The sequence below is a fragment of the Nocardia mikamii NBRC 108933 genome (assembly GCF_001613505.1).
GTDB lineage: Bacteria > Actinomycetota > Actinomycetes > Mycobacteriales > Mycobacteriaceae > Nocardia > Nocardia mikamii.
In genome coordinates this window covers 1-26,999 of sequence record NZ_BDCM01000016.1, presented here as the reverse complement: position 1 = coordinate 26,999, position 26,999 = coordinate 1, and the positions used below count along the sequence as shown (strand labels likewise).

Sequence of the window (26,999 nt, the reverse complement as noted above, 5' to 3'; positions counted from 1 at the left end):
TACCGAACCGGCGGGCGTTCCCGCGGACTTCTGCAGTTCGGCCCGCAACGCGGCAATCCGATCCGGGTCGAAGGACGGACCCATCTGCTCGGCCACCGCCATCACCTCCTCGCGAGACCGGCCGTCCGGTCGCTCGCCCTCAACGGTACCGCTGCGGCGAGGACCGGCGATTCGGCTGCGCGGCGACCGGTCCACCGAACTACTAGGCCCAGAGCTGACCTTCGAGACGTTCCTCGGCTTCCTCGAGCGTGCCGTCGTACGCGCCGGTCGACAGGTATTTCCAGCCCCCGTCGGCGACCACGAACGCGATATCGGCCCGCTTACCCGCGCGCAACGCCTTGTTGCCCACCCCGAGGGCGGCATGCAGGATCGCACCGGTGGAGATGCCGGCGAAGATGCCCTCCTCCAGCACCAGCTCCCGGGTGCGCCGCACCGCGTCGTAGGGCCCCACCGAGAACCGCGAGGTCAGCACCGATTCGTCGTAGAGCTCCGGAATGAAGCCCTCGTCGATGTTGCGCAGCCCGTAGACCAGTTCGCCGTACCGCGGCTCGGCGGCCACGATATCGATGTCCGCGACGTTCTCACGCAGGTAGCGGCCGGTCCCCATCAAGGTCCCGGTGGTGCCCAGCCCGGCCACGAAGTGGGTGATCTCCGGCAGGTCCGCCAGGATCTCCGGGCCGGTGCCCCGATAGTGCGCATCGGCATTGGCCGGATTGCCGTACTGGTACAGCATCACCCAGTCGGGATGTTCGGCGGCGATCTGCTTGGCCTTCGCGACGGCCTGGTTGGAGCCACCGGCGGCCGGGGAGTCGATGATCTCGGCGCCGAACATGGTCAGCAACTGCCGCCGCTCGACCGAGGTGTTCTCCGGCATCACGCAGACCAGGCGATACCCCTTGAGCTTGGCGGCCATCGCCAGCGAGATGCCGGTGTTGCCACTGGTCGGCTCCAGGATCGTGCAGCCGGGCCGCAGCGTACCGTCGGCCTCGGCCTGCTCGATCATGCGCAGGGCCGGGCGGTCCTTGATCGACCCGGTCGGGTTGCGGTCCTCCAGTTTGGCCCACAACCGGACGTGATCCTCACCGTCCCATCGGGGCGACAGCGCCTTCAGACCCACCAGCGGGGTGTTGCCGAGGGTCTCGATCAGCGATTCGTAGCGTGCCACGGAAATCAGCGGCCGAGCGCGCCGCCGGCGACGGTGCTGTCCAGGCCGCCTCCGGCGACGGCAGGAAGGATGGTCACCGATCCGCCGGCCGGAACCTCGGCCTCCAGTCCACCGGCGAAGCGCACGTCCTCGTCGTCGACGTAGATGTTGACGTAGCGGTTGAGCTTGCCGTCGGACAGCAGGCGCTGCTCGAGTCCGGGGTAGTTGGCCTCGAGGTCGCCGATCACCTCGGCGAGGGTGGAACCGGTCGCCTGGACCCGCTTCTCACCTCCGGTGAGGGTGCGCATGATGGTCGGGATGGACACGGTTACCGACATGGGTGCTCCTGTTTCTTCTGGTCGCCTGGTTCGCGGACGCGTCGGGCTCAGGCCCGGGGGTACTCGGTCACGATCTTGACCGGTTCCTCGGTGACCACACCGTCGAGGATCCGGTAGCTGCGCAGTTCGTGCCGCTGCGGGTCACGGGTGGACACCAGCACGTAGTGGGCGTTCGGCTCGGAGGCGTACGAGATGTCCGTCCGGCTGGGATAGGCCTCCGTGGCGGTGTGCGAGTGGTAGATCACCACCGGCTCCTCGTCACGGTCGTCCATCTCCCGCCAGACCCGCAACTGTTCGCCGGAGTCGAACCGGTAGAAGGTGGGCGAGCGCTCGGCATTGATCATGGCCACGAATCGCTCGGGGCGGTCGGAGCCCTCGGCGCCGGCGATCACACCGCAGGCCTCGTCGGGATGATCGGCGCGGGCGTGCGCCACCATCGCATCCACGAGATCGGCCCTGATCACCAGCACAGTTCGAATCCTTCCGCTCACGCCCGCCACGCGCCCGGCCCGCGCGGGTCGTATCGCTGCCGTCAACGGCCGAGGATATTCGGCTATTCCCACCCACCGCGCGGGCGGGCCTGATATAGCGCATCGCACGGCGGGTAATGGCTCGATCGGAGGCCGGCCCGGGCTCAGCCGAACAACTCGCGGTAGGTCGGGATGCCGGCCACCGGGTTCGCCCGCAGGATCGCGTCCACGATCGCCCGCTCCACGCAGACCGCGGCCGCGGTGCACAATTCGTCGAGCAGCAGCAGATCCGACGGAAACGCCGGTGGCAGTGGAATATTCGACTCCGCGGTGATCGTGCCGGTGGCAAGCGCGAACAGCGTGTCGCCGTCGAGCGGGGAATGCGCGGGGCGGATCGCGCGAGCCAGCCCGTCGTGCGCGGTGACGGCGAGCCGGCGACACCCCGCCGGATCCAGCGCGGCATCGGTGGCGACGACGCCGATGGTGGTGTTGAGCACCGTCCCCTTCACCGGCAGCGCATTCGCGCGGGCCAGGGCTTCGGCGGTGGCGGGTGCCAGACCGAAATGCTCCGGTCCGTCGGTACCCGCACCCCACGGCAGGCCGGTACGCGGATCGAATACCGAACCCACCGGATTGGCGACCGCCAGCGCCCCGACGGTGTGGCCGGCGGCCGGCCCCGCGGTGAAACGCACACTGGCCGTACCGATTCCGCCCTTGATGGAACCGGCTCGCGCGCCGGTGCCGGCGCCCACACTGCCGCGTTCGAAAGCCTCGCTCGCCGAGTGCGTTGCGCGATAACCGAATTCCGCAGTCGGCCGGATATCCCACGCTCCCACCGGGAGATCGAAGATCACCGCACCGGGAACGATCGGCACCACCCGCGAGGGATCGGCCGGATCCATCGGAATGCCCTCGCCGTCCTCCTCGAGCCGGCGCATCACCCCGTCGGCGGCCGCCAGCCCGTAGGCGCTGCCGCCGGTGAGCAGCACCGCGTTCACCTGCCGCACCGTCTGGCCGGGATCGAGCAGATCGGTCTCGCGGGTCCCCGGTCCCCCGCCCCGCACATCGACCGAGGCGGTGGCCCCGCCCGGCACGCGCACCACGGTGCAGCCGGTCGCGGCGCCGGAGCCGAGCGTCGCGTCCGGATCGAGTTCGTGGTGGTGGCCGACGAGCACACCTGCCACATCGGTGATCGAATCCCGAGGTCCCGGCACCGAAGTCACATGTCCTCCTGCAGAGGTGGGCATCCGCGAGCGCGAGCGGAGTCAGGGAGCGAGGGCGTGCAGCAGCGAATCCTGCATCCAGGTGAGCCAGTGGTAGACGTCCAGGTGCGGGGCACGCGGATCGTCCGGTTCGAGCTGATCGGGCGTGTCGGCGTCGATGCCCAGTGCGGTACCCAGCGCCAGCCGCACGTCGTTGAGGGCGTTCAGCCAGGCGTCGGCCTGTTCGGGAGTGAGCACGATCTTGCCGCCGCGCTCGGGCAGGGTTTCCAGGACCACCGTGCCGGCGGCCACCTTCGCATCGATGATCTCGGGTTCGTGCAGGCTGCGCAGGGCGCTGTTGAGATCGGCGCGGTCGGCGTCCGGGGAACCGGGTTCCTTGCGATGGAAGTCGGGCAGCAGCCGCGCCAGCCGCGGATCATCCGGGGGAACGCTGTTGCCGGTGCGAAGTCCGGTCAGCTCCGCGAGATCGTCCTCGGGGGTGGATCGGGCCCGATCGGTGAGCAGTCCGGTGACCGCCCCCACCAGCGAACGCAGGACGTCCGCCTCCCGGGGGTCCATCTCCGACCGCAGCTTGAGCCCGCTCAGCGAGTTCTTCCTGCTCCACTTGCGCACGGGGCTACCGTAGCCGTCGCGGTCACTGGTCACGTTGCATGGTCGCCCAGAGCCCGGCGGCGTGCAGACGCTGGACGTCGTGCTCCATCCTGTCCCGGGATCCCGACGACACCACCGCCTTGCCCTCGTTGTGTACCTGCAGCATCAGCTCGGTTGCCTTGGCTTTGCTGTAACCGAACAGCTTTTGGAAGATGTAGGTGACGTAATGCATCAGGTTCACCGGGTCGTCCCAGACCACCGTGACCCACGGCCGGTCCTCGGCCTCCAGGATCTCGGTGACCTCGACGGTCTCCGGTGTGGCCTGAGCCGCCGACAACCGTCCGGCCACGACGCCTACGCGGGTGTCTCGCCCCGCCCACGACCGTCCGCGCCACGCCGTGTCCTGCGGGCCCGTCGCTCGCGCCGCTGCCTGGTTCGCGCCGGCCGGACCGGCGGCGATCCGGACGGCGTCTCTCATGCACAGACCCATACCCTCAGAGTACGACGCGACTCCGGATAAACAACACCCGCGCCGAGCAGCTCCGCGAGGCCCTGCGCGACGCCGCGCACACCGCGACGCCCGCCGCGCGTCCGGTATGTCTACAGTGGCCGCGTGGACACTTCGGCCGCCGCCGCGAGCACCGCCCTGCTGACCGACCAGTACGAGCTGACCATGCTCGCGGCCGCCCTGGCCGACGGTTCGGCACAGCGCCAATGCACCTTCGAGGTATTCGCTCGCCGGTTGCCACATGGTCGCCGATACGGTGTCGTCGCGGGTACCGACCGGTTGCTCACCGCATTGCGGGACTTCCGCTTCGGCGAGGCCGAACTCGCTGTCGCGGCGCGATTCCTGGACGCGCGAACGCTGGCGTGGCTGCGCGATTTCCGCTTCACCGGCGACATCGACGGCTACCTGGAAGGTGAGCTCTACTTCCCCGGCTCCCCCATCCTGTCGGTGCGCGGCAGCTTCGCCGAGGCCGTGGTGCTGGAAACGCTGATCCTGTCGATCCTCAACCACGACAGCGCGATCGCCGCCGCGGCGGCGCGGATGGTCAGCGCGGCCGCGGGACGCCGCATGATCGAGATGGGTTCGCGCCGCACCCACGAACTGGCCGCTCCCGCCTGCGCTCGCGCCGCGTATCTCGCCGGATTCGACGCCACCTCGAATCTGGAGGCGGTGCGGCGCTACGGCATTCCCGGCGCCGGCACCAGCGCGCACGCCTTCACGCTGTTGCACAGCGGCCCCGACGGGCAGCACGAGGCGGCGGCCTTCCGCAGTCAGGTCGACACGCTCGGCATCGGCACCACACTGCTGGTGGACACCTTCGACATCACCGCCGGGGTGGCCCGCGCCGTCGAGGTCGCCGGGCCCGAATTGGGCGGTGTGCGAATCGATTCCGGCGACCTGGGTGTCCTGGCGCGACAGGTGCGCGATCAGCTCGACGCCCTCGGCGCGAACAAGACCCGCATCGTGGTGTCCGGTGATCTGGACGAATACGCGATCGCCGCACTGCGCGCCGAACCCGTCGACGTGTACGGCGTGGGCACCTCCCTGGTCACCGGGTCGGGCGCGCCGACCGCCGGCATGGTTTACAAACTGGTGGAGGTCGAGGGCGTACCGGTGGCCAAGCGCAGTAGCCACAAACAGTCGCGAGGCGGCACCAAGCGCGCGGTGCGACTGTCCCGCGGTACCGGCACCATTGTCGAGGAGATCGTGTATCCGGCCACCGCGCAACGCCCCACCGGCAATGGTTACGACGTGCGGGATCTGCTGGTTCCGCTGATCCGTAAGGGTGAGCCGGCGGCCGATGCACCGGATCTGGCGCACAGCCGGGACTTGGTCGCCCGCGGTCTGATCAGTCTGCCCTGGGAGGGCTTGAAGCTCTCCGCGGGCGAGCCGGCCGTGCCGACCACGTTCCTACAATGAATGTGGGGGCGACCGGCGAAACGAGGTGCGGGAGATGAGTAGAGCGCTCATCGTCGTCGATGTGCAGAACGATTTCTGCGAGGGCGGCTCCCTGGCCGTCGCCGGCGGCGCCGCGGTGGCCCGGCAGATCAGCGACTATCTGGCCGCACACCGCGGCGACTATGCCGCGATTGCCGCCACCCGCGACTTCCACATCGATCCGGGTGCCCATTTCTCCGATAGTCCCGATTACGTGGACAGTTGGCCGCCGCACTGCCGCGCCGGCACGCCGGGAGCGGATTTCCATCCGAATCTCGACACCGCCGCACTCGACGCGGTGTTCTCCAAGGGCGCCTACAGCGCTGCCTATTCCGGATTCGAGGGGTCGACCGACGATGCGGTCGGACTCGCGAAATGGTTGCGCGACAAGGGCGTCGACGCCGTGGACATCTGCGGTATCGCCACCGACCACTGTGTCCGCGCCACCGCCGCCGATGCCCGCGCGGCGGGTCTGAGCACCCGGGTACTACTGAACCTCACCGCGGCGGTGTCACCGGAGACGACCGCCACCGCGCTGGACGGTCTGCGTGCCGCCGGAGTGGAGCTGACGGGCAGCCTGCCCACGAACACATAACCGCGAGAGCGGCTAGGACTTTGCGACCAGAAACTCCACGAGCGCGGCGGCTACCGGTCCGGGGTTCTCGACCTGCGGGTAGTGACCCGTCGCGGGCGCCGCGTCCAATACCTCGAACCGGGCCTGCGGCAGCCGTTCCCGCAGACGCGGCAGCAGGTGCCCACCGCTGATCGGGTCGGCCGGGCCCCACACGAAAAGCATCGGACCGGAATAACTTTCGAGCGCCTGCTGCCAGCGTGACGCATTGGCCCGGCGCTCGGCGTGGTAGCGATTGAGCGCCCATTGCACGCGCTTACCACCGCCGTCGGTCATCGCCAGCCACATCTGGTGCAGATCGGCATCGGAGACCGGGCGCCCGAGGATACGGCGCAACGTCATCCGGAAGGTCGTCTCCGACATGAGGGGATTCAGTATCTTGCCGATCGGGGTGATCATCAGATGCTGAATCGGCAAGGGCCGGTACAGGTCCGGGTAGAGGCCGCCGTTGAGCCAGGCCATCCGCCGCACCCGCGCACCGTCGCGGGCCAGCAACTCCTGCGCGACGCTGACACCGTAATCGTGCGCCACGAGCGCGGTGGCGGTGATTCCGAGCCGCTGCCAGAGCTGTTCGACCAGCGTGGCCTGTTCGGTCATCCGATAGTCGTGCCCGCGCGGTTTGTCGCTGGCGCCGAAGCCGAGGAAATCCAGAGTCGTTACCCGGCAGCCGGATTCGGTGAGGGCGGGCAGGATCGAGACCCAATCGTGCGAGGACGTCGGATATCCGTGCAGCAGCGTCACCGGCCGCCCGTCGATCGGGCCGTCCTGCCGGTGGAAGATCCGGTGGCCACTCAGCTCGAGGTGCGATCCCCCGGCGATCCAGGTGCGGTAATCCGGCTCCACGCGCGTCTCCTTCCCCGTGCCGTCCGCACCCCCTGATGCGGATTACCGCCCACCCTACTGGCCGTCCCGGATGCCACCGCCGGATCCGGCGTGACCGCGACGCACCCTGTGGACAACCGCCGACCTGTGGACAACTCCGGGCGGATGGGCGGAGGCAGCCACCGGCGACCGCCGCCGGTCGGGCCGGTTGTCGGCAGGGGGCGCTAGTCTTCCTGAGTGCCCGAACTCCCGCCCGTACCGACTTTGCTGGCGACCGCCGTGGAAGCGCTCGGCGGTACGGCGCGTACCGGCCAGCAGACCATGTCGGCCGCGGTCGCGCACTCCATCGACACCAAGGAACACCTGGCCGTACAGGCCGGAACCGGCACCGGTAAGTCGCTGGCCTATCTGGTGCCGAGTCTGCGGCACGCGGTGCAGAGCGGGCGGACGGTCGTGGTCTCCACCGCCACCATCGCACTGCAGCGGCAGTTGGTCGACCGCGATCTGCCGCGGCTGGCACAGGCGCTGGAGAAACCACTGGGCCGGCGCGCCCGGTTCGCGATCCTCAAGGGCCGCAACAACTATCTGTGCCTGCACAAGATCAACAGCGCGATCCCGGACGAACCACCGGAGACCGAACTGTTCGACGCCTTCGCGATCTCCCGGCTCGGGCGCGAGGTGCAGCGGCTCAACGACTGGGCCTCCGACACCGAGACCGGCGACCGCGACGAACTGGTCCCCGGCGTCAGCGACCGGGCCTGGCGTCAGGTCAGCGTCTCGGCGCGGGAATGCCTGGGCAAATCGCGCTGCCCGTTCGGCACCGACTGCTTCGCCGAACGCGCCCGTGCGGAATCCGGGCAGGCCGATGTGGTGGTCACCAACCATGCGCTGCTGGCCATCGATGCCATCAGCGGAATCCAGGTGCTGCCCGAACACGATGTGGTCGTCATCGACGAGGCGCACGAACTGGTGGATCGGGTCACCGGGGTGGCGACCGCGGAACTGTCGACCGCGACCATCACGGCGGCGGCCAAGCGCTGCACCAAACTCGTCGACGAGGGCGACCTCGACCGGCTCGAGGGCGCGGCGGAGGCGTGGCACGAACTGCTCGAGGATCTGCCGCCGGGCCGCTGGGACGAACTTCCCGCCGGCGGCGACCAGGTGCTGGCCCTGCTGCGCGATGCCGCCTGGACCGTCCGCACCGCACTCGCACCTCCCGGCTCCGGTGCGCCACAGGGCGATCCGGAGGCCGCCGCCGCCCGCAACATGGCAGTGGCCGCGGTCGAGGAGGTGCACGATACCGCCGTGCGCGCGCTGACGGCGTTCGAGGAACCCGATCCGGCGGCCCGCCGCGACGTACTGTGGCTGGCCGTGGACGAGGTGCGTGGCGTCGCCCGGCGCACGCTGCACATGGCCCCGCTTTCGGTGGGCGGGTTGTTGCGCAGCCGGTTGTTCGGCACCGCGACGGTAGTTCTCACCTCGGCCACGCTGCAGGTCGGCGGTTCCTTCGACGGGTTGGCCGTCACGTGGGGGCTGCCCCCGCAGACGCCCGATCGCGCCGGGACCGACGTCCCCGGCGCCGACCGCGCGGATCGGGGCAGTCGCCGCATCGATCCGGCGATGGCGAACGGAGCCGAAGCTCCCGCCGACACCTCGGCCATGCGCTGGAACTCCCTGGATGTGGGCTCGCCGTTCGATCACGCGAAATCCGGCATCCTCTACGTCGCCAAACACCTTCCGGCTCCCGGCCGCGACGGCCTGGCCCCCGCCTATCTGGACGAGATCGAGCGGCTGATCGAGGCGGCCGGCGGCCGCACGCTGGGGTTGTTCTCCTCGATGCGCGCCGCCAAGGCCGCCAGCGAAATCCTGCGCGAACGCCTGGACACGCCGATCCTGTGCCAGGGCGAGGACGCCACCGGCACCCTGGTCCGGCGCTTCGCCGAAGATCCCGCGACCTCGTTGTTCGGCACGCTCTCGCTGTGGCAGGGCGTGGATGTTCCCGGACCGTCGCTGAGCCTGGTCATTCTCGACCGCATTCCGTTCCCCCGGCCCGACGATCCGCTGCTGGTCGCCCGGCAGCAGGCCGTGCAGGCGCGCGGCGGCAACGGTTTCCTGACCATCGCGGCCAACCACGCCGCCCTGCTGCTGGCCCAGGGCACCGGACGGCTGCTGCGCAGCGTGCACGACCGCGGCGTGGTGGCGATTCTGGATCCGCGGCTGGTGACCGCCCGCTACGGCGGATATCTGCGCGCCTCCCTGCCTCCGTACTGGGAGACCTCCGACCCCGAGGTCGTCGCCAAGGCGCTGCGGCGATTGACCGCCACCCCCGTCCCGACCGCGGCCGCCGAGAACTGAACCGAACCGTTATGTGACACCAGCCACATTTGCTGGGAACCTACTTCTATTCGGAAGTAAGTTGGCGGGCGATACTTCCGGTGCACCCCAATTCCCACATCGGAGTATCCGAGGTCCCCGCGTCGCGAACCCTGCACGCGACGTGGGGACACTCATATCGCCCGGCCCGCGGACCTACTTCACCAGCAGCGTGATCACCGCGGCCACCACACCGATCACGACCGCACCGACTCCCCAGACGATGCCGTGCCGCTGCCACGGCCGCCCATGGTCGAGCGAGAAGCGGCCCGGGCCGGTGAAGCCCAGCGCCACCGCGACCGCCGCGAACAACAGCGCGGATTCGTATCCGTTGAGCCCGTGCGGCCAGGTCACGTGCATCGCATTGATCATGGTGCCGAGCACGATCGCGGCAGCCAGAGGCGTCACCAGCCCGAGGAACAGCAGACCGCCGCCGACCGCTTCGCACAATCCGGCGAGCGTGGCGAAGAATTTTCCGGGGTCGTAACCCATGTGCTGGAATCCGGCGGCGGTCGCGGACAGGCCGGGGCCGTTGAACCAGCCGAAGAGCTTCTGAGTGCCGTGCACGAACAGCAGTCCGCCGAAGACCAGCCGCAACAGCAGGAGGCCGATATCGGCGGCGGCCGGATCGGCGGCGGTCCGGAATTCCAGCGGGCGGGCGGCGTTCCGGGGCTCGATATTGGCGGTCATGATCGTCGGAGTCCTCATCTCGTTAGTTGACGAAAGCAAAGCGGACCGCGGTCCGATTGGTAACACGGTGACCAACCGACCTCGGTTCACGACTTATTCCGTAAGGGGTGTTCCGTGAGCTCGCTCGGTATGGCCTCGTTCGGTAAGACGGGGAAAGCGCGCCGAACTCATCGGCTCTCGGCCGGGCGGCCCGACCGGCGAGGAACCTAATCGGCGAGGAAGAAGAAGTACGCGAGGAATATCGCCATCAGCACCCACATGACCGGATGCACCTCACGCCCGCGCCGCCGCGCGACCATGACGACGGGATAGAAGGTCAGCCCCATCGCGATCCCATTGGCGATCGAATAGGTCAGCGGCATCATGATCACGGTGATGAACGCCGGGATCGCGTATTCGAGCTTGCCCCAATCGATGTCGCCGAGCGCCCGCGACATCAGCACACCCACCACGATCAGCGCCGGCGCCGTCACCGCGGGGACATCGGCGACCACCGCGAAGATCGGGAAGAAGAACATGGCGGCCAGGAACCAGCCGGCGGTCGAGACGGCCGTGAGCCCGGTTCGCCCGCCCGCGCTGACGCCGGCCGTGGATTCGACATAGGCGGTGGTGGTCGAGGTGCCGATGATCGCGCCCGCGGCGGTGCCGATCGAATCGGCGGCCAGCGCCTGCGCGGCGCGCGGCAGTTTCCCGTCGGGGCCGAGCAGCCCGGCTTGGTTGGCGATTCCGATCAGCGTGCCCGAGGCGTCGAAGAAGTCGACGAACAGCATGGTCAGCACGACGATCGCCATCTGGCCGGTGAACGCGTGCGGCAGATTCACGATGGCCTGACCGAAGGTCTGATCCAGCCCGTGCGGCAACGCCACCACCTGATGCGGCAGATGCACCAGCCCGCTGACGATGCCGACGACCGTCGTGGAGACGATGCCGTACAGCACGGCGCCGTGCCAGCCGAGCACCAGGAAGACGACCGTCACCAGCAGTCCGAACAGCGCCAGCAGCGTGGTCCCCTTGGTGAAGTCACCCAGGTGGACGAAGGTCGCCGCGTCGGAAACCACGATCCCGGCGTTCTTGAGACCGAGGAAGGCGACGAACATGCCGATCCCCGCGCCGACGGCCAGCTTCAGTTGCAGCGGAATCGCGTCGATGATCTTCTCGCGGATCTTGGTCACCGCGAGGATGAAGAAGATGATGCCCGACAGCAGCGTGCCCGACAGGGCCACCTGCCAGTCGATGCCCATCCCCAGCACGACCGAATACGCGAAGAAGGCGTTCAACCCCATCCCGGGCGCGAGCGCGATCGGGTAGCGCGCCCACACCCCCATCACCAGCGTGCCCACCACCGCGGCCACCGCGGTCGCGGTGAATACCGCCTGGGTCGGAATGCCGCGCGATCCGAGCTGCCCGTGGTCGCCGAGAACCGCCGGGTTGACCGCGAGCACATAGGACATCGCCAGGAAGGTGACGGTTCCCGCCATGAGCTCGCGCTTCATCGTCGATCCGAGCCGCGCGATTCCGAAGTAGGAATCGAGGCGTCCCTTGGACCGCGACAGGACGTCGACACTGCTCATCTGCTGCTCTCACCCTCGCCCCGGACCGATCGGACTGTGCCGAGGGCACCGTATCGGTCTCCGGCCGTTCGATGCCATTCAGATCGGCGAACATGTGGCAAATCACGCTCCCCGATATTCCCGCTGACCAGATGGTCTACGGTCGTGCCGCGGCGACCAGTCCGAGTTCCGCCGGGCCCGACAGCAGACGATGTCTGGGCAGCACGCGGACGGTATACCCGACGGCACCGGAATGCGGGACAGGAGTGGTGACCGCGTACTGCTCGGTGCCGGCGTCCGTGGAGATGTGATCCATGTCGACGACCTCCGTATCGGTCAGTTCGTCGTCGGAACCGACCCGGCCCAGAACCGCCTGCACCACGACGTCGCCGGTGGACAGCCCGGCCAGATCGATGCGGGCCCGCAGCGACAGTTCCGCGCCGATCACCGGAATATCGGGCAGGCCGGAGCTGTCGACCTGAAGCACTTTCACCTGCGACCACACTCCCTCGAGGCGGCGGCGGTATTCGGCCAGTTCCCGCGCCCCGGCGAAGTCGCCGGCCGCGACCGCGGCATAGGAACCGGCGGCCGGGAGGTAGTAGCCGGTGGTGTAGTCGCGGACCATGCGCGAGGCGAGCACTTTCGGACCGAGGGTGCGCAGCGTGTGACGCACCATTTCCATCCAGCGCACCGGCAGGCCGGATTCGTCGCGCTCGTAGAACCGCGGGAGCACCGAGCGCTGCAACATCTCGTACAACGCGGCCGCTTCCAGATCGTCGCGCCGATGTTCGTCGCGCACGCCGTCGGCGGTCGGGATGGCCCAGCCGTTGTCGCCGTCGTACATCTCGTCCCACCAGCCGTCGCGGATGGAGAGATTGAGCCCGCCGTTGAGTGCGGCCTTCATCCCGGACGTCCCGCAGGCCTCCAGCGGACGCAGCGGATTGTTCAGCCACACATCGCAACCCCAGTACAGGTAGCGGGCCATCGACATGTCGTAATCGGGCAGGAACACGATCCGGTGCCGCACCGCCGGATCGTCGGCGAACCGCACCACCTGCTGGATCAGCGCCTTCCCCCCGTCGTCGGCGGGATGGCTCTTACCGGCGACCACCAGTTGCAGCGGTCGCTCCGGATCGAGCAACAGCGCGCGCAGCCGGTCCGGATCGCGCAGCATCAGCGTCAGCCGCTTGTAGGTGGGCACCCGCCGGGCGAAGCCGACGGTCAGCACACCGGGATCGAAAACCTCGTCCACCCAACCCAATTCGGCCGGCGCCGCACCGCGTTCGAGCCACGATTCCCGCAGCCGGCGACGGACCTCGGCGACCAGCACCGCGCGCAGCGTCGCCCGCGTCTCCCACAGTTCGCGCAGGTCCACGGACCGCAGCTGTTCCCAGCCGCGTGCCTCGGCGACGAGTTCGGGGCCCACGAGATCGCGTGCCTTGTCGATCCATTCGCGAGCCGCCCACGTCGGGGCGTGCACACCGTTGGTCACCGACCCGATCGGCACCTCGGCCGCGTCGAATCCGGGCCACAGCGGCGCGAACATGTCGCGGCTGACCTCGCCGTGCAAACGTGAAACACCGTTGGCGCGCTGGGCGAGTCGTAAACCGAGGTGGGCCATGTTGAACACCGAAGGATCGGCCTCACGTCCGAGCGCCAGGATGCGATCCACCGAAATCCCCGGCAGCAGTGGCGATTCCCGTTCACCGTGGGCGCCACCGAAGTAACGGCGGACCAATCCGGCGGCGAACCGATCGATGCCCGCGGGCACCGGAGTATGCGTGGTGAAGACGGTCGCGGCCCGGACCGCGGCGAGCGCGGAGTCGAAATCCATTCCGCCCGACATATATTCGCGGATCCGCTCGATACCGAGGAATCCCGCGTGGCCCTCGTTCATATGCCACACGTCCGGATCCGGCAGGCCGCGAGCCCGGGTGTAGGCGCGGACCGCGCGCACGCCGCCGATTCCCGCCAGAATCTCCTGTTTGATGCGGTGGTCCTGGTCGCCGCCGTAGAGCCGGTCGGTCACCGCGCGCAGTTCCGGATCGTTGTCGCCGATATCGGAATCGAGCAGCAGCAACGGAATTCGTCCCACCTGGGCGATCCACACCCGGGCGCGTAGTACCCGGCCCTCGGGCATGGGCACGTGGACGAGCACCGGCGCGCCCTCCTCGGCCAGCAGCCGCAGCGGCAGGCCCTGCGGATCGAGGTCGGGATAGCGTTCGGCCTGCCAGCCGTCGGCGGTCAGCGACTGCCGGAAATAGCCGGACCGATACAGCAGGCCGACGCCGATGAGCGGCAATCCCAGATCCGAGGCCGCCTTGAGATGGTCGCCGGCCAGAATCCCCAGCCCGCCCGAATAATTCGGCAGCACCTCGGTGACACCGAATTCCATGGAGAAGTAGGCGATACCGCGCGGCGCCGGGCTGTCCGGTGTTGCGGCGACATGTTCGCCGAACCAGCGGGGTCTGCTCAGATAGTCCCGCAGGTCGGCCTCCGCGGCGTCGACGGCCGTCTGATAGTCGGGATCCGCGGCCCACTGGTCGAGCCGGTCCGCGTCCACCTCGCCGAGCATCCGCACCGGATCGCGCCCGACCCGCACCCACAACTCGGGATCCAGCCGCGCGAACACATCCTGAGTGGGCCCGTGCCATGACCACCGCAGATTGGCGGCCAGCTCACCGAGGGCGGCCAGCCGCTGCGGCAGATGGGCACGGACGGTGAAACGACGCAATGCCTTCACCGGGTAGACCCTACACGGCGGCACCGGCCCGTCCGCCGCGTGCCGAGGCCGGTCCAGGGCGCTGACCTGCTGCGAAAGGTGTCATCCCCGCAGCGTCCGATCGAGCAGTGCCAGCAGTTCGCGCCGGTGCCGCTCGTCGGCGTCGCGGTCGTAGGCCGCGGTGTCGGTCTGGGTGTATCCGTGGTGTGCGCCGGGGTAGACCTCGGTGCGGTAGCGCACTCCGGCCGCGGCGAGAGCCTTGTCGAACGTCTCGATCTGCTCCGGCGTCAGCGAGCGGTCCTGGTCGGCATGGCCGAAATACATCTCCGCCGTGGCGTTCTCGACGGCCAGATGCGGGCTGTCGGGGCCGTCGACCACCAATCCGCCGGTGTGGAACCCGGCCGCGGCCGCGATCCGGTCACCGAACGCGCCGGCCGTGTACACCGCCAACCGGCCACCCATGCAGTAACCGGCCGTGGCGATCGGCCCGTCGGCCGTGTGCTCGAACGCGGTGAGCCGGTCCAGGTAGGCGCCGGCGTCGCGGACCACGAGATCCGGGGTGAGCTCCCGCAGCATCGGGACGATCGTGGCGAACAGGTCCGGACGCTGTTGCGGGTCGATGAAATCCGGCAGCTCGAGCAGCGGCGCCCGGCCGTGCCGGTAGAAGACATTGGGGACCAGCACGGTATATCCGGCCGCAACGACATCGTCGGCCAGCGCGCGCAGACTCGGACGTAGTCCGAACGCGTCCATGTACAGCAGCACACCGGGATACTTCCCACCCGCCGCGGGGTAGGTGACGTACGCGTCGGCGACACCGTCGGGCGTCGCGATCTCCACGGTCTGCCCCTGCACTGATGTCATGCGAGATTCCCTTTCTCCCTGCTCTCCCGGCGAATTCGTTCGTGTCGGCCGTTCGCACCGCACCGGCGTCCACCAGAAACGGAACCAACGCCCCGGAAAGTCTGCCACGGGCCTGTCCGGCCCGCAATCGCGCAGGCCCACGTCGCGCGTGTTCGTGGTCGCCCCCGAACTACCGGTACGGTTGGTGCCGTGACCGGTCGCATCGCCATCGATGACACCGCCCCGGCCGTCGCAGGCGGATATCCGGCCAAGGCCGTCGTCGGCGAGGTGGTACCGGTGCGGGCCGTGGTGTGGCGCGAGGGTCACGACGCGGTGGCGGCCACCCTGGCTGTGCGCGGACCGGGCGGCGGCCGCACCCAGCGGATCCGGATGGCGCCCGAGTTCGAACCCGACGTCTTCAATGCGGTTTTCACCCCGAATACGCCGGGGCTGTGGACCTTTCGCGTGGAGGGCTGGGGCGATCCGATCACCGGGTGGCGGGCCGCGGTCGAGGCGAAACTCGCTGTCGGCCAGAGCGCGGCGGATCTGGCCAACGATCTCGAGATCGGCGCCCGGCTGCTCGAACGGGCGGCACAGGCGGTCCCGAAACGACAGTGGGAGAAACTGCGCGCCGCCGCGGCCGCGCTGCGCGGTGATGCGCAACTGCCGGCGCGGGTGGCGCCCGCCTTCAGCACCGAGGTGGCCGAGATCCTGCGCGAGACACCACTGCGCGATCTGGTGACCCGCGGTCCGGCCCACACCGTGCTGGTCGAGCGGCGGCGCGCGCTGGTCGGCTCGTGGTACGAATTCTTCCCCCGCTCCACCGGCGGGTGGGACGCCGACGGCACACCGGTGCACGGGACCTTCGCCACCGCGACGAAAGAACTTCCACGCATCGCGGCCATGGGTTTCGACGTCGTCTACCTGCCGCCGATCCACCCGATCGGCACCGTGAACCGCAAGGGCCCCAACAACTCTCTGACATGCGGGCCCGACGATTTCGGCTCCCCCTGGGCGATAGGATCGGCCGAAGGCGGCCACGACGCGGTCCACCCGCTTCTGGGGACCGAGGCGGACTTCGCCGAATTCGTCCGCGCCGCAGCCGAACTCGGGCTGGAAGTGGCACTGGATCTGGCATTGCAGTGTGCGCCCGATCATCCGTGGGTGCGCAGCCATCCGGAATGGTTCACCACCCTGCCCGACGGCACCATCGCGTTCGCCGAGAATCCGCCCAAGAAATATCAGGACATCTACCCGCTGGATTTCGACAACGATCCGGACGGGTTGTATGCCGCCGTCCTGGGTGTCGTGCGGCACTGGATCGCTCTGGGCGTCACCATTTTCCGGGTCGACAATCCACACACGAAACCGGCCGACTTCTGGGAATGGCTGATCGCGCAGGTGCGCCGGACCGATCCCGATGTGATCTTCCTGTCCGAGGCATTCACCCGCCCGGCCCGCCTCTACGGCCTGGCCCGGCGCGGATTCTCCCAGTCCTATACGTATTTCACGTGGCGCACCGGCGCCTACGAACTGGCCGAATTCGGTCGCGAACTCGCCGCCAAGGCCGACGAGGCCCGGCCCAATCTGTTCGTCAACACCCCGGACATCCTGCACGAGAGCCTGCAGCACGGCGGTCCGGGCATGTTCGCCGTGCGCGCCGCGCTCGCGGCCACGCTGGGCCCGAGCTGGGGAATGTATTCCGGTTTCGAACTTTTCGAGCATCAGGCGGTGCGGCCCGGCAGCGAGGAATATCTCGATTCGGAGAAGTATCAGCTGCGTCCGCGACGATTCGCCGAGGCCGCGGCGCGCGGAGAATCGCTGGAACCGTTCATCACCCGGCTGAACGAGATTCGCCGGGCGCATCCGGCGCTGCAACAGGTGCGCTGCATCAGTTTTCACCACGTCGACAACGACGCGCTGCTGGCGTATTCGAAGGTCGATCCGAGCTCCGGAGACGCGGTGCTGGTCGTGGTCAACCTCAATCCGTTCGGCGCCGAAGACGGGATGATCTCGCTCGACATGCCGGCCATCGGGCGGGAATGGCACGATCGCCCGACGGTCCACGACGAGATCAGCGGCGAGGAATATCACTGGGCGCACACCAATTACGTGCGGCTGGATCCCGTGCGCGCTCCCGCCCACATCCTCGCGCTCCCGCCGGTTTCCGCGGCCGCGCGCACCGAATTGGCCTACCGCAGGACCTTCCGGTGACCGCACGCCGGACCACCGCCCGGCGGCCGCGCCGATGAATCGGCGCGATCTGATGCTGCTGGCCGCCGGTACCCACGCCGACCCGCACACGGTCCTCGGAGCTCATCCGCATCCCGACGGTACGGTGATCAGAACCCTTCGGCCCCATGCCGATTCGGTGTCGGCCCGCATCGGCGGCGACGATCATCCGCTGCACCACATCGGCCACGGCGTCTTCGAGGGCGTGGTCGGGTTCCCGGAACTGTGGGACTACCGCCTGATCGTGGCGTATCCAGGCAGCCGGACCGTACTCACCGCCGACGGATACCGCTTCCTGCCGACCGTCGGCGAACTCGATCTGCACCTGCTCGGCGAGGGGCGGCATCGGCGGCTCTGGGAGGTACTCGGCGCCCATCCGCGCCGCTACACCACCCTCGACGGCGAGGTCACCGGCACGTCGTTCGCGGTATGGGCGCCGAATGCGCGCGGTGTCACCGTCTTCGGCGATTTCGACAGCTGGAGTGGAACGAGTACGCCGATGCGCCGGCTCGGCTCGTCCGGAGTGTGGGAGGTGTTCGTCCCCGGCGTCGCGGCCGGCACGCGATACAAATATCGCGTTCACGGCGCCGACGGGCGGACCGTCGACCACGCCGATCCCCTGGCCTTCGCCGCCGAAATCCCGCCCGCGACGGCTTCGGTCGTCGCCGCCGCCACCTACCGCTGGACAGATCAGGACTGGTGCGCCGCCCGCGCCCAGTGCGACCCCACTCGCGAACCGATGAGCATCTACGAGGTGCATCTCGGCTCGTGGCGGCCCGGGCTCGACTATCGCACCGCCGCCGAACAGCTCGCGGAATACGTTCGGGCCCAAGGATTCACCCACGTCGAACTGCTGCCGGTCGCGGAACACCCCTTCGGCGGCTCCTGGGGTTATCAGGTCACCTCCTACTACGCGCCGACCGCCCGCTTCGGATCCCCCGACGATTTCCGCGCGTTCGTCGACCATCTGCACGCCCACGGCATCGGCGTCGTCCTCGATTGGGTGCCCGGCCACTTCCCGCGCGACGAATGGGCCCTGGCCCGCTTCGACGGCACCGCCCTCTACGAACATCCCGATCCCCGCCGCGGCGAGCAATTGGAGTGGGGCACCTACATTTTCGACTACGGCCGCAACGAGGTGCGCAACTTCCTGGTCGCGAACGCGCGGTTCTGGCTCGAGGAGTTCCATATCGACGGGCTGCGCGTCGACGCCGTCGCCTCGATGCTGTACCTGGACTATTCGCGTCCGCCCGGCGGCTGGGAGCCGAATGCGCATGGCGGACGGGAGAATCTGGAGGCCGTCGCCTTCCTGCGCGAACTGAACGCCGCCGTCCACGCCGATCATCCCGGCGTGGTGACCATCGCCGAGGAATCCACCACCTGGCCGGGGGTCACCCGCTCCACGGAGGTCGGCGGGCTGGGCTTCACCCTGAAATGGAATATGGGCTGGATGCACGACACGCTCGGCTACCTCGGGCGCGATCAGGTGCATCGCAGCTGGCACCACAACGAGATCACGTTCTCGGCGGTCTACGCGTGGAGTGAGAACTATCTGCTGCCGATCAGCCACGACGAGGTGGTGCACGGCAAGGGCACGCTGTGGACGCGCATGCCCGGTGACGACTACGCCAAGGCCTGCGGCGTTCGCGCGGTCCTGGCCTACATGTGGGCACACCCGGGTAAACAGCTGCTGTTCATGGGCCAGGAATTCGGCCAGTTCCGGGAGTGGTCACACGACCGCGGGCTGGACTGGGACGAACTCGCCAACCCGCTGCACGACGGTATCCGCGCTCTCGTCGCCGATCTCAACGCCGCCTACCGCGCCCACCCCGCGCTGTGGACGCAGGACACCGCCCCCGGCGGCTACGCCTGGATCGAGGCCGACGACCACGTGCACAACGTGCTCGCATTCCTGCGCTACGGCACCGACGGCTCGGTCGTGGCCTGCGTCTTCAACTTCTCCGGTATCGAACACCGCGACTACCGCATCGGGTTGCCGGCTCCGGGCATCTGGCAGGAAATCCTCAACACCGACGCCACCTGCTACGGCGGCAGCGGCACCGGAAACCTCGGCGCGGTCTCGGCGTCGGCGTGCCCCTCGCACGGCCGGCCCTATTCGGCGGAGGTCACCATCGCTCCCAACAGTGCCGTCTGGCTGACGCCTGATCACCACCGCAGCATCGGCAACGGCCGCAACGGATGACGCAGCGCCCACCGCGCCGCGCTCTGGACCAGAAAGCGATGAAAACCGTGATACGGCAGCACGGCGACGACGGCACGCACCCCGGCCCGGGGCAGGCCGCCGCGCACGAGGCCGCCGCTGACGTCGATACGGTCCGCGATCCGGAAGCTCTCGCCGATCGGATCATCCACCGCGCGTACGCGGTGATGGTCGAGCACCATCCGCCGGACCGCTGCCCGGTCGGAGATTCCGAACTCGGCCGCGTACTCCTCGGCCAGCGCTGCGGAGGGGGCGAGATAGTCGAAGGTCCCGGCGGTCCAGATGCCGAGGTCGTGCACGGCCCACGCGAGCACCGCCGCGTCGGGCAGCGGGGTATCGAGCAGCGCCCGATGGTAGTTGAGGCACCGCAGCACGTGGTTGCGGTATGTCGTCAGATCGTCGCCCAGGTCGTCGCGGTGCCGGTCGAGGACCGCGCTGACGATCGGATGGTCGGTTCGCACGGTCATCCGCGCTCAGAACTTCCAGGGCGCCGGCAGGTCCGGGACCACACACCCATAGGTGTGCTCGATCGCCACCGGAGTGCCGCGAACCGTACCGTGCGCACGCAACTCCACCGGGTAGTACCGGAAGCAGCGCACTCCGGAATCCGAATCGGGTAGCGCCAGTTCGGCATCGGCCAGATACGCGCAGGCCGAGGAGGCGTCGGGATGTGAGCCGCCGATCGGATCGCAGGTCAACGTGACGGTGCGAGGCGAACGGTCGGGTTCGGTGCGGGTGAAGATCAGTCGGGTAGCCGCATCGTGAGCCGCGGCGCTGCTCGCCGGCATCAGCACTGCCGCGACACACGCGGCGCCGATCAGACCACGCGTCGTTGCCTTCACATCGGCCTCCCGTCCCCGCGCCGACAGCGAATTCCGCCGGCGCCTGCGCCGATTATCGGTCGTCGCGGCCGATCGGTCGATCACCGCGACGACCGGCGTGGCTCAGTACAGTGCCGTCGCCAGCTTGCGGCGGGCCGCGACCACCACCGGATCGGCGGTGTCGAACAGCTCGAACAGTTCGACCAGCCGGGTGCGCACGCGGTTGCGGTCGTCGCCCGCGGTCCGCTTGATCAACCCGATCAGCCGATCGAAGGCGGCCTCGGGCTGCTGGTTGAACAGTTCGGCGTCGGCGGCGGTGAAGGCGGCGTCGATATTGCCCGGATCGGCGTCGGCCACCGCGATCGCGTCGGCCGGCAGCTCGCGGGCACGGCCGAAGAATCGGACCTGCCGCAGCGCCGCCTTGGCCTCCTCATTGCCCGGCTCGGCGGCCAGGATCGCCTCGTAAGCGGCCTCGGCCCCGGCGATGTCACCACGATCGAGCGCCTCTTCGGCGGCCACGAACCGCGGATCCTCCGGCGCGGGCGCCTCACCCTGATCGTCACCGGCGCCGGGAAGTTTGCCCCGCACCGCGTCGACGACCGCGGCAAGCCACTGCTTGACCTGCTCCTCGGGCTGCGAGCCCTGGAAATCGGCCAGCGGCTGCCCGGCGGCCACCGCGATCACGGTCGGAATGCCCTGCACCCCGAATGCCTGCGCGATCCGCATATTCGGCTCGGCCTCGATGGTGGCCAGCTCCCAGCTGCCCCCGGCACTGCCGACCAGCCGCTCGAACAGCTTGACCAGTTCGACACTTCCCGGGCTGCGCTGCGAGTACAGGACGACGACAACCGGCACCTCGAGCGATCGCCGCAGCACCTTGGTCTCGAAATCGGCCTCGGTGACGGCGTGATCGCCCGGAACGTCCGTGGCGGCCGGCTGTTTCAGAGCGGACAGATCCACCGCGCCGGACATGGCAGCGGCAGCGACGGGCGAGGGACGACGTGCAGCAGGTCGAGTCACGACATCCAGTTTGTCACGCCGCGGCGGGCGCCGGGGTCGCGGCCGGGCTCAGCTCTCCCAATTGTCCGGTCCGAATCGCCCAGCGCTCGAACCACACCGAGGTGAACGGCACCACCGTCGACACCAGACCCAGCAGGATCGTCTTGCCGGGCCATTCGTATTCGCGCCAGGCCAGCAGCAGACTCACCGCGTACAGCAGGAAGATGATGCCGTGCAGCATGCCGAACACCATCACCGGCCAGGTGATGGGTTCGGGCAGCCGCTTGAGCACCGAACCGAGCAGCAACAGCGCCCACGACGGCGCTTCCAGCAGTCCGAACAGACGCACCCGCTTGGCGACGGTGCTCACGTCGAAGAATTCGCCCATGGCCACCATTGTGCCCAACGACTACGCAGCGTCGTAGGAGGTGTGGGTCATGCCACAGCGCGAACCGAGGTCAGACGCGGACGATGAGGGCGTCGCCCTGGCCGCCGCCACCGCACAGCGCGGCCGCGCCGACCCCACCACCGCGGCGCTGCAATTCCAGCGCCAGGTGCAGCACGATCCGCGCGCCCGACATGCCCAGCGGGTGACCGATCGCGATCGCGCCACCGTTGACGTTGACCTTGTCCGGGTCGATACCCAGCTTGCGGGTCGAGGCGATCCCGACCGCCGCGAACGCCTCGTTGATCTCCACCAGATCCAGATCCGCCGGCGCGATACCTTCCTTCGCGCACGCTTTCGCGATCGCGTTGGCGGGCTGATCCTGCAGCGTGGAATCCGGACCCGCCACCACACCCGCGGCCCCGATCTCGGCGATCCAGCTCAACCCCAGCTCCTGGGCCTTGGCCTTGCTCATCACGACCACCGCGGCCGCACCGTCGGAGATCTGCGACGCCGACCCCGCGGTGATGGTGCCGTCCTTGGCGAAGGCCGGGCGGAGCTTGCCCAGCGACTCCACCGTCGTATCCGCGCGCACGCCCTCGTCCTCGCTCACCACGATCGGATCGCCCTTGCGCTGCGGCACCGACACCGGCACCACCTCATCGGTGAACACACCGTTCTTCCACGCCGCAGCCGCCTTCTGATGCGAGGCGGCGGCGAAGGCGTCCTGCTCGGCGCGGCCGATCCCGTCACCGGCGTTGCGGGACTCGGTCAACGCGCCCATCGCCTGATCGGTGAAGATGTCGTGCAACCCGTCGTAGGCCATGTGGTCACGCAGGGTCACATCGCCGTACTTGAAGCCCTCACGCGACTTCTCCAGCATGTGCGGGGCCCGGCTCATCGACTCCTGACCACCGGCCACCACGATCTCGTACTCACCGGCGCGAATCAGCTGATCCGCCAACGCGATCGCGTTGATACCCGACAAACACACCTTGTTCACCGTCACCGCCGGCACATCCATCGGGATACCACCCGCGACCGCGGCCTGACGCGCCGGAATCTGACCCGCACCCGCGGTCAGCACCTGACCCATGATCACGTAATCGACCCGCTCCGGCGCCACCCCACCACGCTCGAGCGCCGCCTTGATGGCGAAACCACCCAGATCCGACCCGGAAAACCCGGACAACCCACCGAGCAACCGACCGACCGGGGTACGGGCGCCGGAGACGATGACAGAGGTGGTGGCCACGATGAACCTCGCTTCTCGCATTCAGGGACGCAGCGGCGAGCCGCTCACGCACACGGTGGCGGGCCGCCCTCGTACTCGGTGGCGGGCCGCTCTCGTACTCAACGGTAACCCTTCCCGTCCCGGCAGCTCCAGGTAGGTGCGCGCTACCTTCGTAGAGTGAGCACTACCGATACGTCCGCTTTCATTCCCGCCGATTACGTCATCGCCGTCGACCACGTCGGCATCGCCGTGCCCGATCTCGATACCGCCGTGGCGTGGTATTCGGACAATCTCGGCATGGTCGAAACCCACCGCGAGGTCAACGAGGCCCAAGGCGTGCACGAGGCAATGCTGTCGCTGCCCGGTTCCGGCGACGACGCCACTGCTCTGCAGTTGCTGGCGCCGCTGAACGAGGAGTCGACCATCGCCAAGTTCATCGGCCGCAACGGCCCCGGATTGCAGCAACTGGCCTACCGTGTGACCGATATCGACGCGGTAGCTACTTTCCTGCGAGGCCGCGGCGTCCGTTTGCTGTACGACGCTCCGCGCGCCGGTACCGCGAACTCGCGAATCAATTTCATCCACCCCAAGGATGCTGGCGGTGTGCTCGTCGAACTAGTCGAACCGGCCGCGAATCCTACTCACTAGTACCGCAATCCGGCCACGGAAACTGTTCATAACGACATTCGCAGTCGACTCACCATGGTGGGTCGACAGGCTGTAGTTTGTGGGGCATGTCGTCCACTGAGCCCGATCGCAATCGCTTCGTCGCGTTGCCTTTCACGGTAGTACGTAAAGGCTACGACCGTGACGAAGTACGCAATTACTTCGACCGTTTCGATGCCGAGCTGAGGGTCACCGCCACAGATCGCGATGCCGCCGCCGCTCAGGCCCGTAACCTGGCCGCCCAGCTGGAGGACGCCCGCGACGAGATCGATGAGCTCCGCAAGGAAGTCGATCGCCTGTCGGTTCCGCCCACCACCGCGGAAGGCATGAGCGATCGAATCTCCCGGATGCTGCGCTTGGCATCCGACGAGGCGTCCGAGGTTCGCGCGCAGGCGCAGGCCGAGGCCGCCGAGATGATCTCCATCGCGGAGCAGCAGGCCACCGAGATGCGTGGCAAGTACGAATCCCTGCTGGCCGAGACCAAGGAGAAGCGCGAGGCGCTCGAGGTCGAATTCGAGCAGACGCTGTCGAACGCGCGCGCCGAATCCGCCAAGATCGTCGAGGCCGCCCAGGCCGATGCCACCCGCATCACCAAGGAGGCCGAGGCCAAGCGCAAGGCCGCCCAGCAGGACTTCGAGGCCACCATGGCCGAGAAGCGGACCAAGCTGACCAAGGCCATGGAAGAGCTGGAGGCATCCAGCCGCTCCGACGCCGCCCAGCGCATCAAGGAAGCCACCGACGAGGCCAACCGCCTGGTCACCTCCGCCACCCAGTCCGCCGATCGCAAGATCGCGCACGCCAAGGAACTGGCCGAGGAGATGCGCGTGCTGCGCGGTCGAGTTCTGGCCCAGCTGTTGGGTATTCGCGGGCAGCTCGATTCGGTCCCGGCCATGCTGGCCGCGGTCAACCGCGAGAGCGAACTGCTCGACGGTGCACCGGAGCAGCGTTCACTGTCCGGTAAGCAGTCCGGAGCCGGCCGGCAGAAGGCCATCCCCGAGGTCAAGGCGGAAGACGAAGAGTCCGTCGACGAAGAGCGCGAAAGCGCCGAAGTCTCGAGCTGACAACACGCGCCACCCCCTCAGGGCGACACATTCACCACCCGTTTCGAGGCCGCTCCCGCACCGCGGGGGCGGCCTTCCCTATGCCCGCCCGCGACCGGGTTACGACCAGCGCCGCGTGATCGTGCGGGTGTGCCGCCCGCGCCAGCAGCCGGAATGCCAATGGCGGCGGTCGTTCTCGCCGCCGTCGGCGGGCCAGGCCACGATATGCGCTGTGCCGGGCGGGATCTCGTGATCGCAGCCGGGGCATCGATAGGACTTCACCGCTCGCGAACCCGGAATGGTGCGCACCACAAAGGTTTCCGTGCCGCCGGGCCCGTCCTCGGTGCGCCCGAAGACGTCACCGATCGGTCGCGGATCCCGGTGGAGCCGCGACGATTTCGGACGAGGTTTCCGGCGTGGCACGAGCGCCCTCAGAACAACCGGAATTCGGTGCTGTCGGTGCCGCGCAGGGCATCGTAATCGAGTGTGACGCAGCGGATCCCGCGATCGGTGGCCAGGGTCCGCGCCTGCGGTTTGATCTGTTGCGCGGCGAAGACACCGGTGACCGGCGCCAGCAGCGGATCCCGGTTGAGCAGTTCCAGATACCGGGTGAGCTGCTCCACCCCGTCGATCTCGCCGCGGCGTTTGATCTCCACCGCCACGGTGGCGCCGTCGGCGTCACGGCACAGGATGTCCACGGGACCGATCGCCGTCATGTATTCGCGCCGGATCAGCGTATAGCCGTCACCCAGCGTGCCGATGTGCTCGGCGAGCAGCTCCTGCAGATGCGCTTCCACGCCGTCTTTCACGAGCCCGGGATCCACGCCCAGTTCGTGCGCGGAGTCGTGTTCGATGTCCTCGACGGTGATCCGCAGTTCCTCACCGGCTTTGTTGGTCACCACCCACAGCTGAGAGCCGTCGGGCATCGTCTCGACATCGGTCTCACGCTCCTCCAACCAGCAGGGCGGGCTCATCCAGTTCAACGGTTTGTAGGAACCGCCGTCGGAATGCACCAGCACCGAACCGTCCGCTTTCATCATCAGCAGCCGACGGGCCATCGGGAGATGTGCGGTGAGCCGACCCACGTAATCGACCTGGCAACGAGCAATCACAAGGCGCACCGGTCGAGTTTAGGCCCTCGCCGAGACCGCTTGCGCGCGGGGCGATCAGCCGACGAGCAGGATGTACCCGAGTGCGGCCGCGACGATGAGCAGACCCGTCTCGAACCGGTTGAGCCGGTGTGTGTGGACATGACCGCTGCGCAGCAGCAACCACCCGGTCAGCAGGCCGATCGTCAGGGCGATCAGATGCCCGACATTGGTGAAGGTGTGGCCCATGATGACGCCCGCGACGGCGACAGCGCCCAGCGAGATCGCCCACGTGGGTCGCCACTTGGCGGGCAGGACCACGATGAGCGATCCGATGACCGCCATCGCGCCGTAGCTGACGCCGACGTCCTCGGCGAGGGAAATACTCGTCGGCAGCCATTTCACGCTCACCGCCACCCACAGGCCGCCGGCGACGACGAGTGTGGCGCCGATATGCCCGGCGATGAAGATGCGCAGCAGTGACAGCGCCCCGAAGCGCCATTCCGCCAGGATGAGCAGACAGACCAGCAGCGGGATGAGCAGAGCGCCCGCGGTGCCGTCGCCGATCACGAACGCACTCGAGAAGAGGGTGCCGAATCGCCCGGCCAGCAGGTTGTGCAGATTGGTGCTCGCATGCTGGATGACGCGGGTCTGCTGCGTATCGCTGAGCACGGACACCAGAACGGTCACCGCGATGAGCAGAGCGCCGTAGCTGTAGGTCATCGGCAGCTTGAATCGATCCCGCAGCGTGAGGGAACGGCCGGCCTGCGCGGGGCCGGACTCCAGTGCTGACTGTGTGGCCGGCTCCTGGAGTAGAACCATTCGGATCACCTTCCGCTACCAGACCGGTACCGCGTGCACCGGGTCGACACCTTCCATGATCCCGATCGATCACCGGAATGGTGTCAGCCTTACTTAGGAAAGTCCTGTGAACCGGGGATACCCACCCGCATCGATCCCAAAATGCGGGA

General features: G+C 68.3%; 26 protein-coding genes. 7 read left to right on the top strand and 19 right to left on the bottom strand.

Features of this window, described 5'->3' with window-relative positions:
• Positions 1–202: 202 nt before the first annotated feature.
• The 6 genes from NMI01S_RS25950 to clpS all read right to left on the bottom strand — a co-directional run bounded on the left by NMI01S_RS25950 (position 203) and on the right by clpS (position 4,244).
• Entirely contained in the window at positions 203–1,165 is a 963-nt protein-coding gene (locus tag NMI01S_RS25950; protein WP_063001337.1) for a cysteine synthase, read from the bottom strand.
• A gap of 5 nt (positions 1,166–1,170) precedes the next feature.
• Positions 1,171–1,482, bottom strand: coding sequence for a MoaD/ThiS family protein (locus NMI01S_RS25945; protein ID WP_063001336.1), 312 nt, complete (start codon positions 1,480–1,482; stop codon positions 1,171–1,173).
• 47 nt (positions 1,483–1,529) lie between these two features.
• Positions 1,530–1,952 (bottom strand): M67 family metallopeptidase, encoded by a 423-nt coding sequence (locus tag NMI01S_RS25940; protein WP_063001335.1) that lies wholly within the window; start codon positions 1,950–1,952, stop codon positions 1,530–1,532.
• Between the two features lie 164 nt (positions 1,953–2,116).
• Complete coding sequence (locus NMI01S_RS25935) at positions 2,117–3,199, bottom strand: P1 family peptidase (protein WP_063001334.1); 1,083 nt, start codon at positions 3,197–3,199, stop codon at positions 2,117–2,119.
• Positions 3,200–3,217: 18 nt separating this feature from the next.
• Positions 3,218–3,787, bottom strand: coding sequence for an oxidative stress transcriptional regulator AosR (gene aosR / locus NMI01S_RS25930; protein ID WP_063001463.1), 570 nt, complete (start codon positions 3,785–3,787; stop codon positions 3,218–3,220).
• 22 nt (positions 3,788–3,809) lie between these two features.
• Positions 3,810–4,244 (bottom strand): ATP-dependent Clp protease adapter ClpS, encoded by a 435-nt coding sequence (gene clpS / locus NMI01S_RS25925; protein ID WP_439956301.1) that lies wholly within the window; start codon positions 4,242–4,244, stop codon positions 3,810–3,812.
• 135 nt (positions 4,245–4,379) lie between these two features.
• On the opposite strand from clpS, the gene NMI01S_RS25920 reads away from it, so the two are divergent.
• A complete protein-coding gene (locus NMI01S_RS25920; protein ID WP_063001333.1) occupies positions 4,380–5,693 on the top strand; it encodes a nicotinate phosphoribosyltransferase in 1,314 nt (437 codons plus the stop codon).
• A gap of 34 nt (positions 5,694–5,727) precedes the next feature.
• Positions 5,728–6,306, top strand: a complete 579-nt coding sequence (locus tag NMI01S_RS25915; protein WP_063001332.1) for an isochorismatase family protein — start codon at positions 5,728–5,730, stop codon at positions 6,304–6,306.
• Positions 6,307–6,318: 12 nt separating this feature from the next.
• Here NMI01S_RS25915 and NMI01S_RS25910 read toward each other — a convergent pair whose 3' ends face one another.
• Positions 6,319–7,185, bottom strand: a complete 867-nt coding sequence (locus NMI01S_RS25910) for an alpha/beta fold hydrolase (RefSeq protein WP_063001331.1) — start codon at positions 7,183–7,185, stop codon at positions 6,319–6,321.
• Between the two features lie 216 nt (positions 7,186–7,401).
• Here NMI01S_RS25910 and NMI01S_RS25905 point away from each other — a divergent pair, with 216 nt between their 5' ends.
• Complete coding sequence (locus NMI01S_RS25905; protein WP_063001330.1) at positions 7,402–9,519, top strand: ATP-dependent DNA helicase; 2,118 nt, start codon at positions 7,402–7,404, stop codon at positions 9,517–9,519.
• 174 nt (positions 9,520–9,693) lie between these two features.
• On the opposite strand, the gene NMI01S_RS25900 is transcribed toward NMI01S_RS25905, so the two are convergent.
• The 4 genes from NMI01S_RS25900 to NMI01S_RS25885 all read right to left on the bottom strand — a co-directional run bounded on the left by NMI01S_RS25900 (position 9,694) and on the right by NMI01S_RS25885 (position 15,363).
• The gene (locus tag NMI01S_RS25900) at positions 9,694–10,245 is read right to left on the bottom strand and encodes a DoxX family protein (RefSeq protein ID WP_084513272.1); all 552 of its coding nucleotides are present in this window, start codon (positions 10,243–10,245) and stop codon (positions 9,694–9,696) included.
• Positions 10,246–10,433: 188 nt separating this feature from the next.
• Positions 10,434–11,798, bottom strand: a complete 1,365-nt coding sequence (locus NMI01S_RS25895) for an NCS2 family permease (protein WP_063001329.1) — start codon at positions 11,796–11,798, stop codon at positions 10,434–10,436.
• A gap of 136 nt (positions 11,799–11,934) precedes the next feature.
• Positions 11,935–14,520, bottom strand: a complete 2,586-nt coding sequence (gene glgP / locus NMI01S_RS25890) for an alpha-glucan family phosphorylase (RefSeq protein WP_063001328.1) — start codon at positions 14,518–14,520, stop codon at positions 11,935–11,937.
• An 81-nt stretch (positions 14,521–14,601) separates the two neighbouring features.
• On the bottom strand, positions 14,602–15,363 hold the full coding sequence (locus tag NMI01S_RS25885) for a dienelactone hydrolase family protein (RefSeq protein WP_063001327.1): 762 nt from the start codon (positions 15,361–15,363) through the stop codon (positions 14,602–14,604).
• A gap of 189 nt (positions 15,364–15,552) precedes the next feature.
• Here NMI01S_RS25885 and NMI01S_RS25880 point away from each other — a divergent pair, with 189 nt between their 5' ends.
• Positions 15,553–17,556, top strand: coding sequence for an alpha-1,4-glucan--maltose-1-phosphate maltosyltransferase (locus tag NMI01S_RS25880; RefSeq protein ID WP_063001326.1), 2,004 nt, complete (start codon positions 15,553–15,555; stop codon positions 17,554–17,556).
• A 34-nt stretch (positions 17,557–17,590) separates the two neighbouring features.
• A complete protein-coding gene (gene glgB / locus NMI01S_RS25875; protein ID WP_063001325.1) occupies positions 17,591–19,777 on the top strand; it encodes a 1,4-alpha-glucan branching protein GlgB in 2,187 nt (728 codons plus the stop codon).
• On the opposite strand, the gene NMI01S_RS25870 is transcribed toward glgB, so the two are convergent.
• From NMI01S_RS25870 to NMI01S_RS25850, 5 genes are all read right to left on the bottom strand, one after another.
• Positions 19,741–20,262: a hypothetical protein gene (locus NMI01S_RS25870; protein WP_063001324.1), complete on the bottom strand. Its 522-nt coding sequence runs from the start codon at positions 20,260–20,262 to the stop codon at positions 19,741–19,743. The genes glgB and NMI01S_RS25870 overlap by 37 nt on opposite strands.
• A gap of 6 nt (positions 20,263–20,268) precedes the next feature.
• Complete coding sequence (locus NMI01S_RS25865; protein WP_157126369.1) at positions 20,269–20,637, bottom strand: SSI family serine proteinase inhibitor; 369 nt, start codon at positions 20,635–20,637, stop codon at positions 20,269–20,271.
• 102 nt (positions 20,638–20,739) lie between these two features.
• A complete protein-coding gene (locus tag NMI01S_RS25860) occupies positions 20,740–21,588 on the bottom strand; it encodes a tetratricopeptide repeat protein (RefSeq protein WP_063001322.1) in 849 nt (282 codons plus the stop codon).
• A 61-nt stretch (positions 21,589–21,649) separates the two neighbouring features.
• The gene (locus NMI01S_RS25855) at positions 21,650–22,003 is read right to left on the bottom strand and encodes a DUF3817 domain-containing protein (protein WP_063001461.1); all 354 of its coding nucleotides are present in this window, start codon (positions 22,001–22,003) and stop codon (positions 21,650–21,652) included.
• Positions 22,004–22,073: 70 nt separating this feature from the next.
• Positions 22,074–23,255, bottom strand: a complete 1,182-nt coding sequence (locus tag NMI01S_RS25850) for an acetyl-CoA C-acetyltransferase (RefSeq protein ID WP_245717026.1) — start codon at positions 23,253–23,255, stop codon at positions 22,074–22,076.
• 156 nt (positions 23,256–23,411) lie between these two features.
• Here NMI01S_RS25850 and mce point away from each other — a divergent pair, with 156 nt between their 5' ends.
• Positions 23,412–23,882 carry a methylmalonyl-CoA epimerase gene (gene mce, locus NMI01S_RS25845; RefSeq protein WP_063001320.1) on the top strand — a complete coding sequence of 157 codons (471 nt, stop codon included), beginning with the start codon at positions 23,412–23,414 and terminating at the stop codon, positions 23,880–23,882.
• An 86-nt stretch (positions 23,883–23,968) separates the two neighbouring features.
• Positions 23,969–24,961 (top strand): coiled-coil domain-containing protein, encoded by a 993-nt coding sequence (locus tag NMI01S_RS25840; RefSeq protein WP_051024364.1) that lies wholly within the window; start codon positions 23,969–23,971, stop codon positions 24,959–24,961.
• A 99-nt stretch (positions 24,962–25,060) separates the two neighbouring features.
• Here the strand turns inward: NMI01S_RS25840 and NMI01S_RS25835 are convergent, their stop codons facing one another.
• The 3 genes from NMI01S_RS25835 to NMI01S_RS25825 are packed head-to-tail and all read right to left on the bottom strand — an operon-like array spanning position 25,061 to position 26,850.
• Positions 25,061–25,363, bottom strand: coding sequence for an Rv1322 family protein (locus tag NMI01S_RS25835; RefSeq protein ID WP_063001319.1), 303 nt, complete (start codon positions 25,361–25,363; stop codon positions 25,061–25,063).
• 8 nt (positions 25,364–25,371) lie between these two features.
• Complete coding sequence (nucS, locus tag NMI01S_RS25830) at positions 25,372–26,061, bottom strand: endonuclease NucS (RefSeq protein WP_039776824.1); 690 nt, start codon at positions 26,059–26,061, stop codon at positions 25,372–25,374.
• 45 nt (positions 26,062–26,106) lie between these two features.
• A complete protein-coding gene (locus NMI01S_RS25825; RefSeq protein WP_063001318.1) occupies positions 26,107–26,850 on the bottom strand; it encodes a rhomboid-like protein in 744 nt (247 codons plus the stop codon).
• Positions 26,851–26,999: the final 149 nt, after the last annotated feature.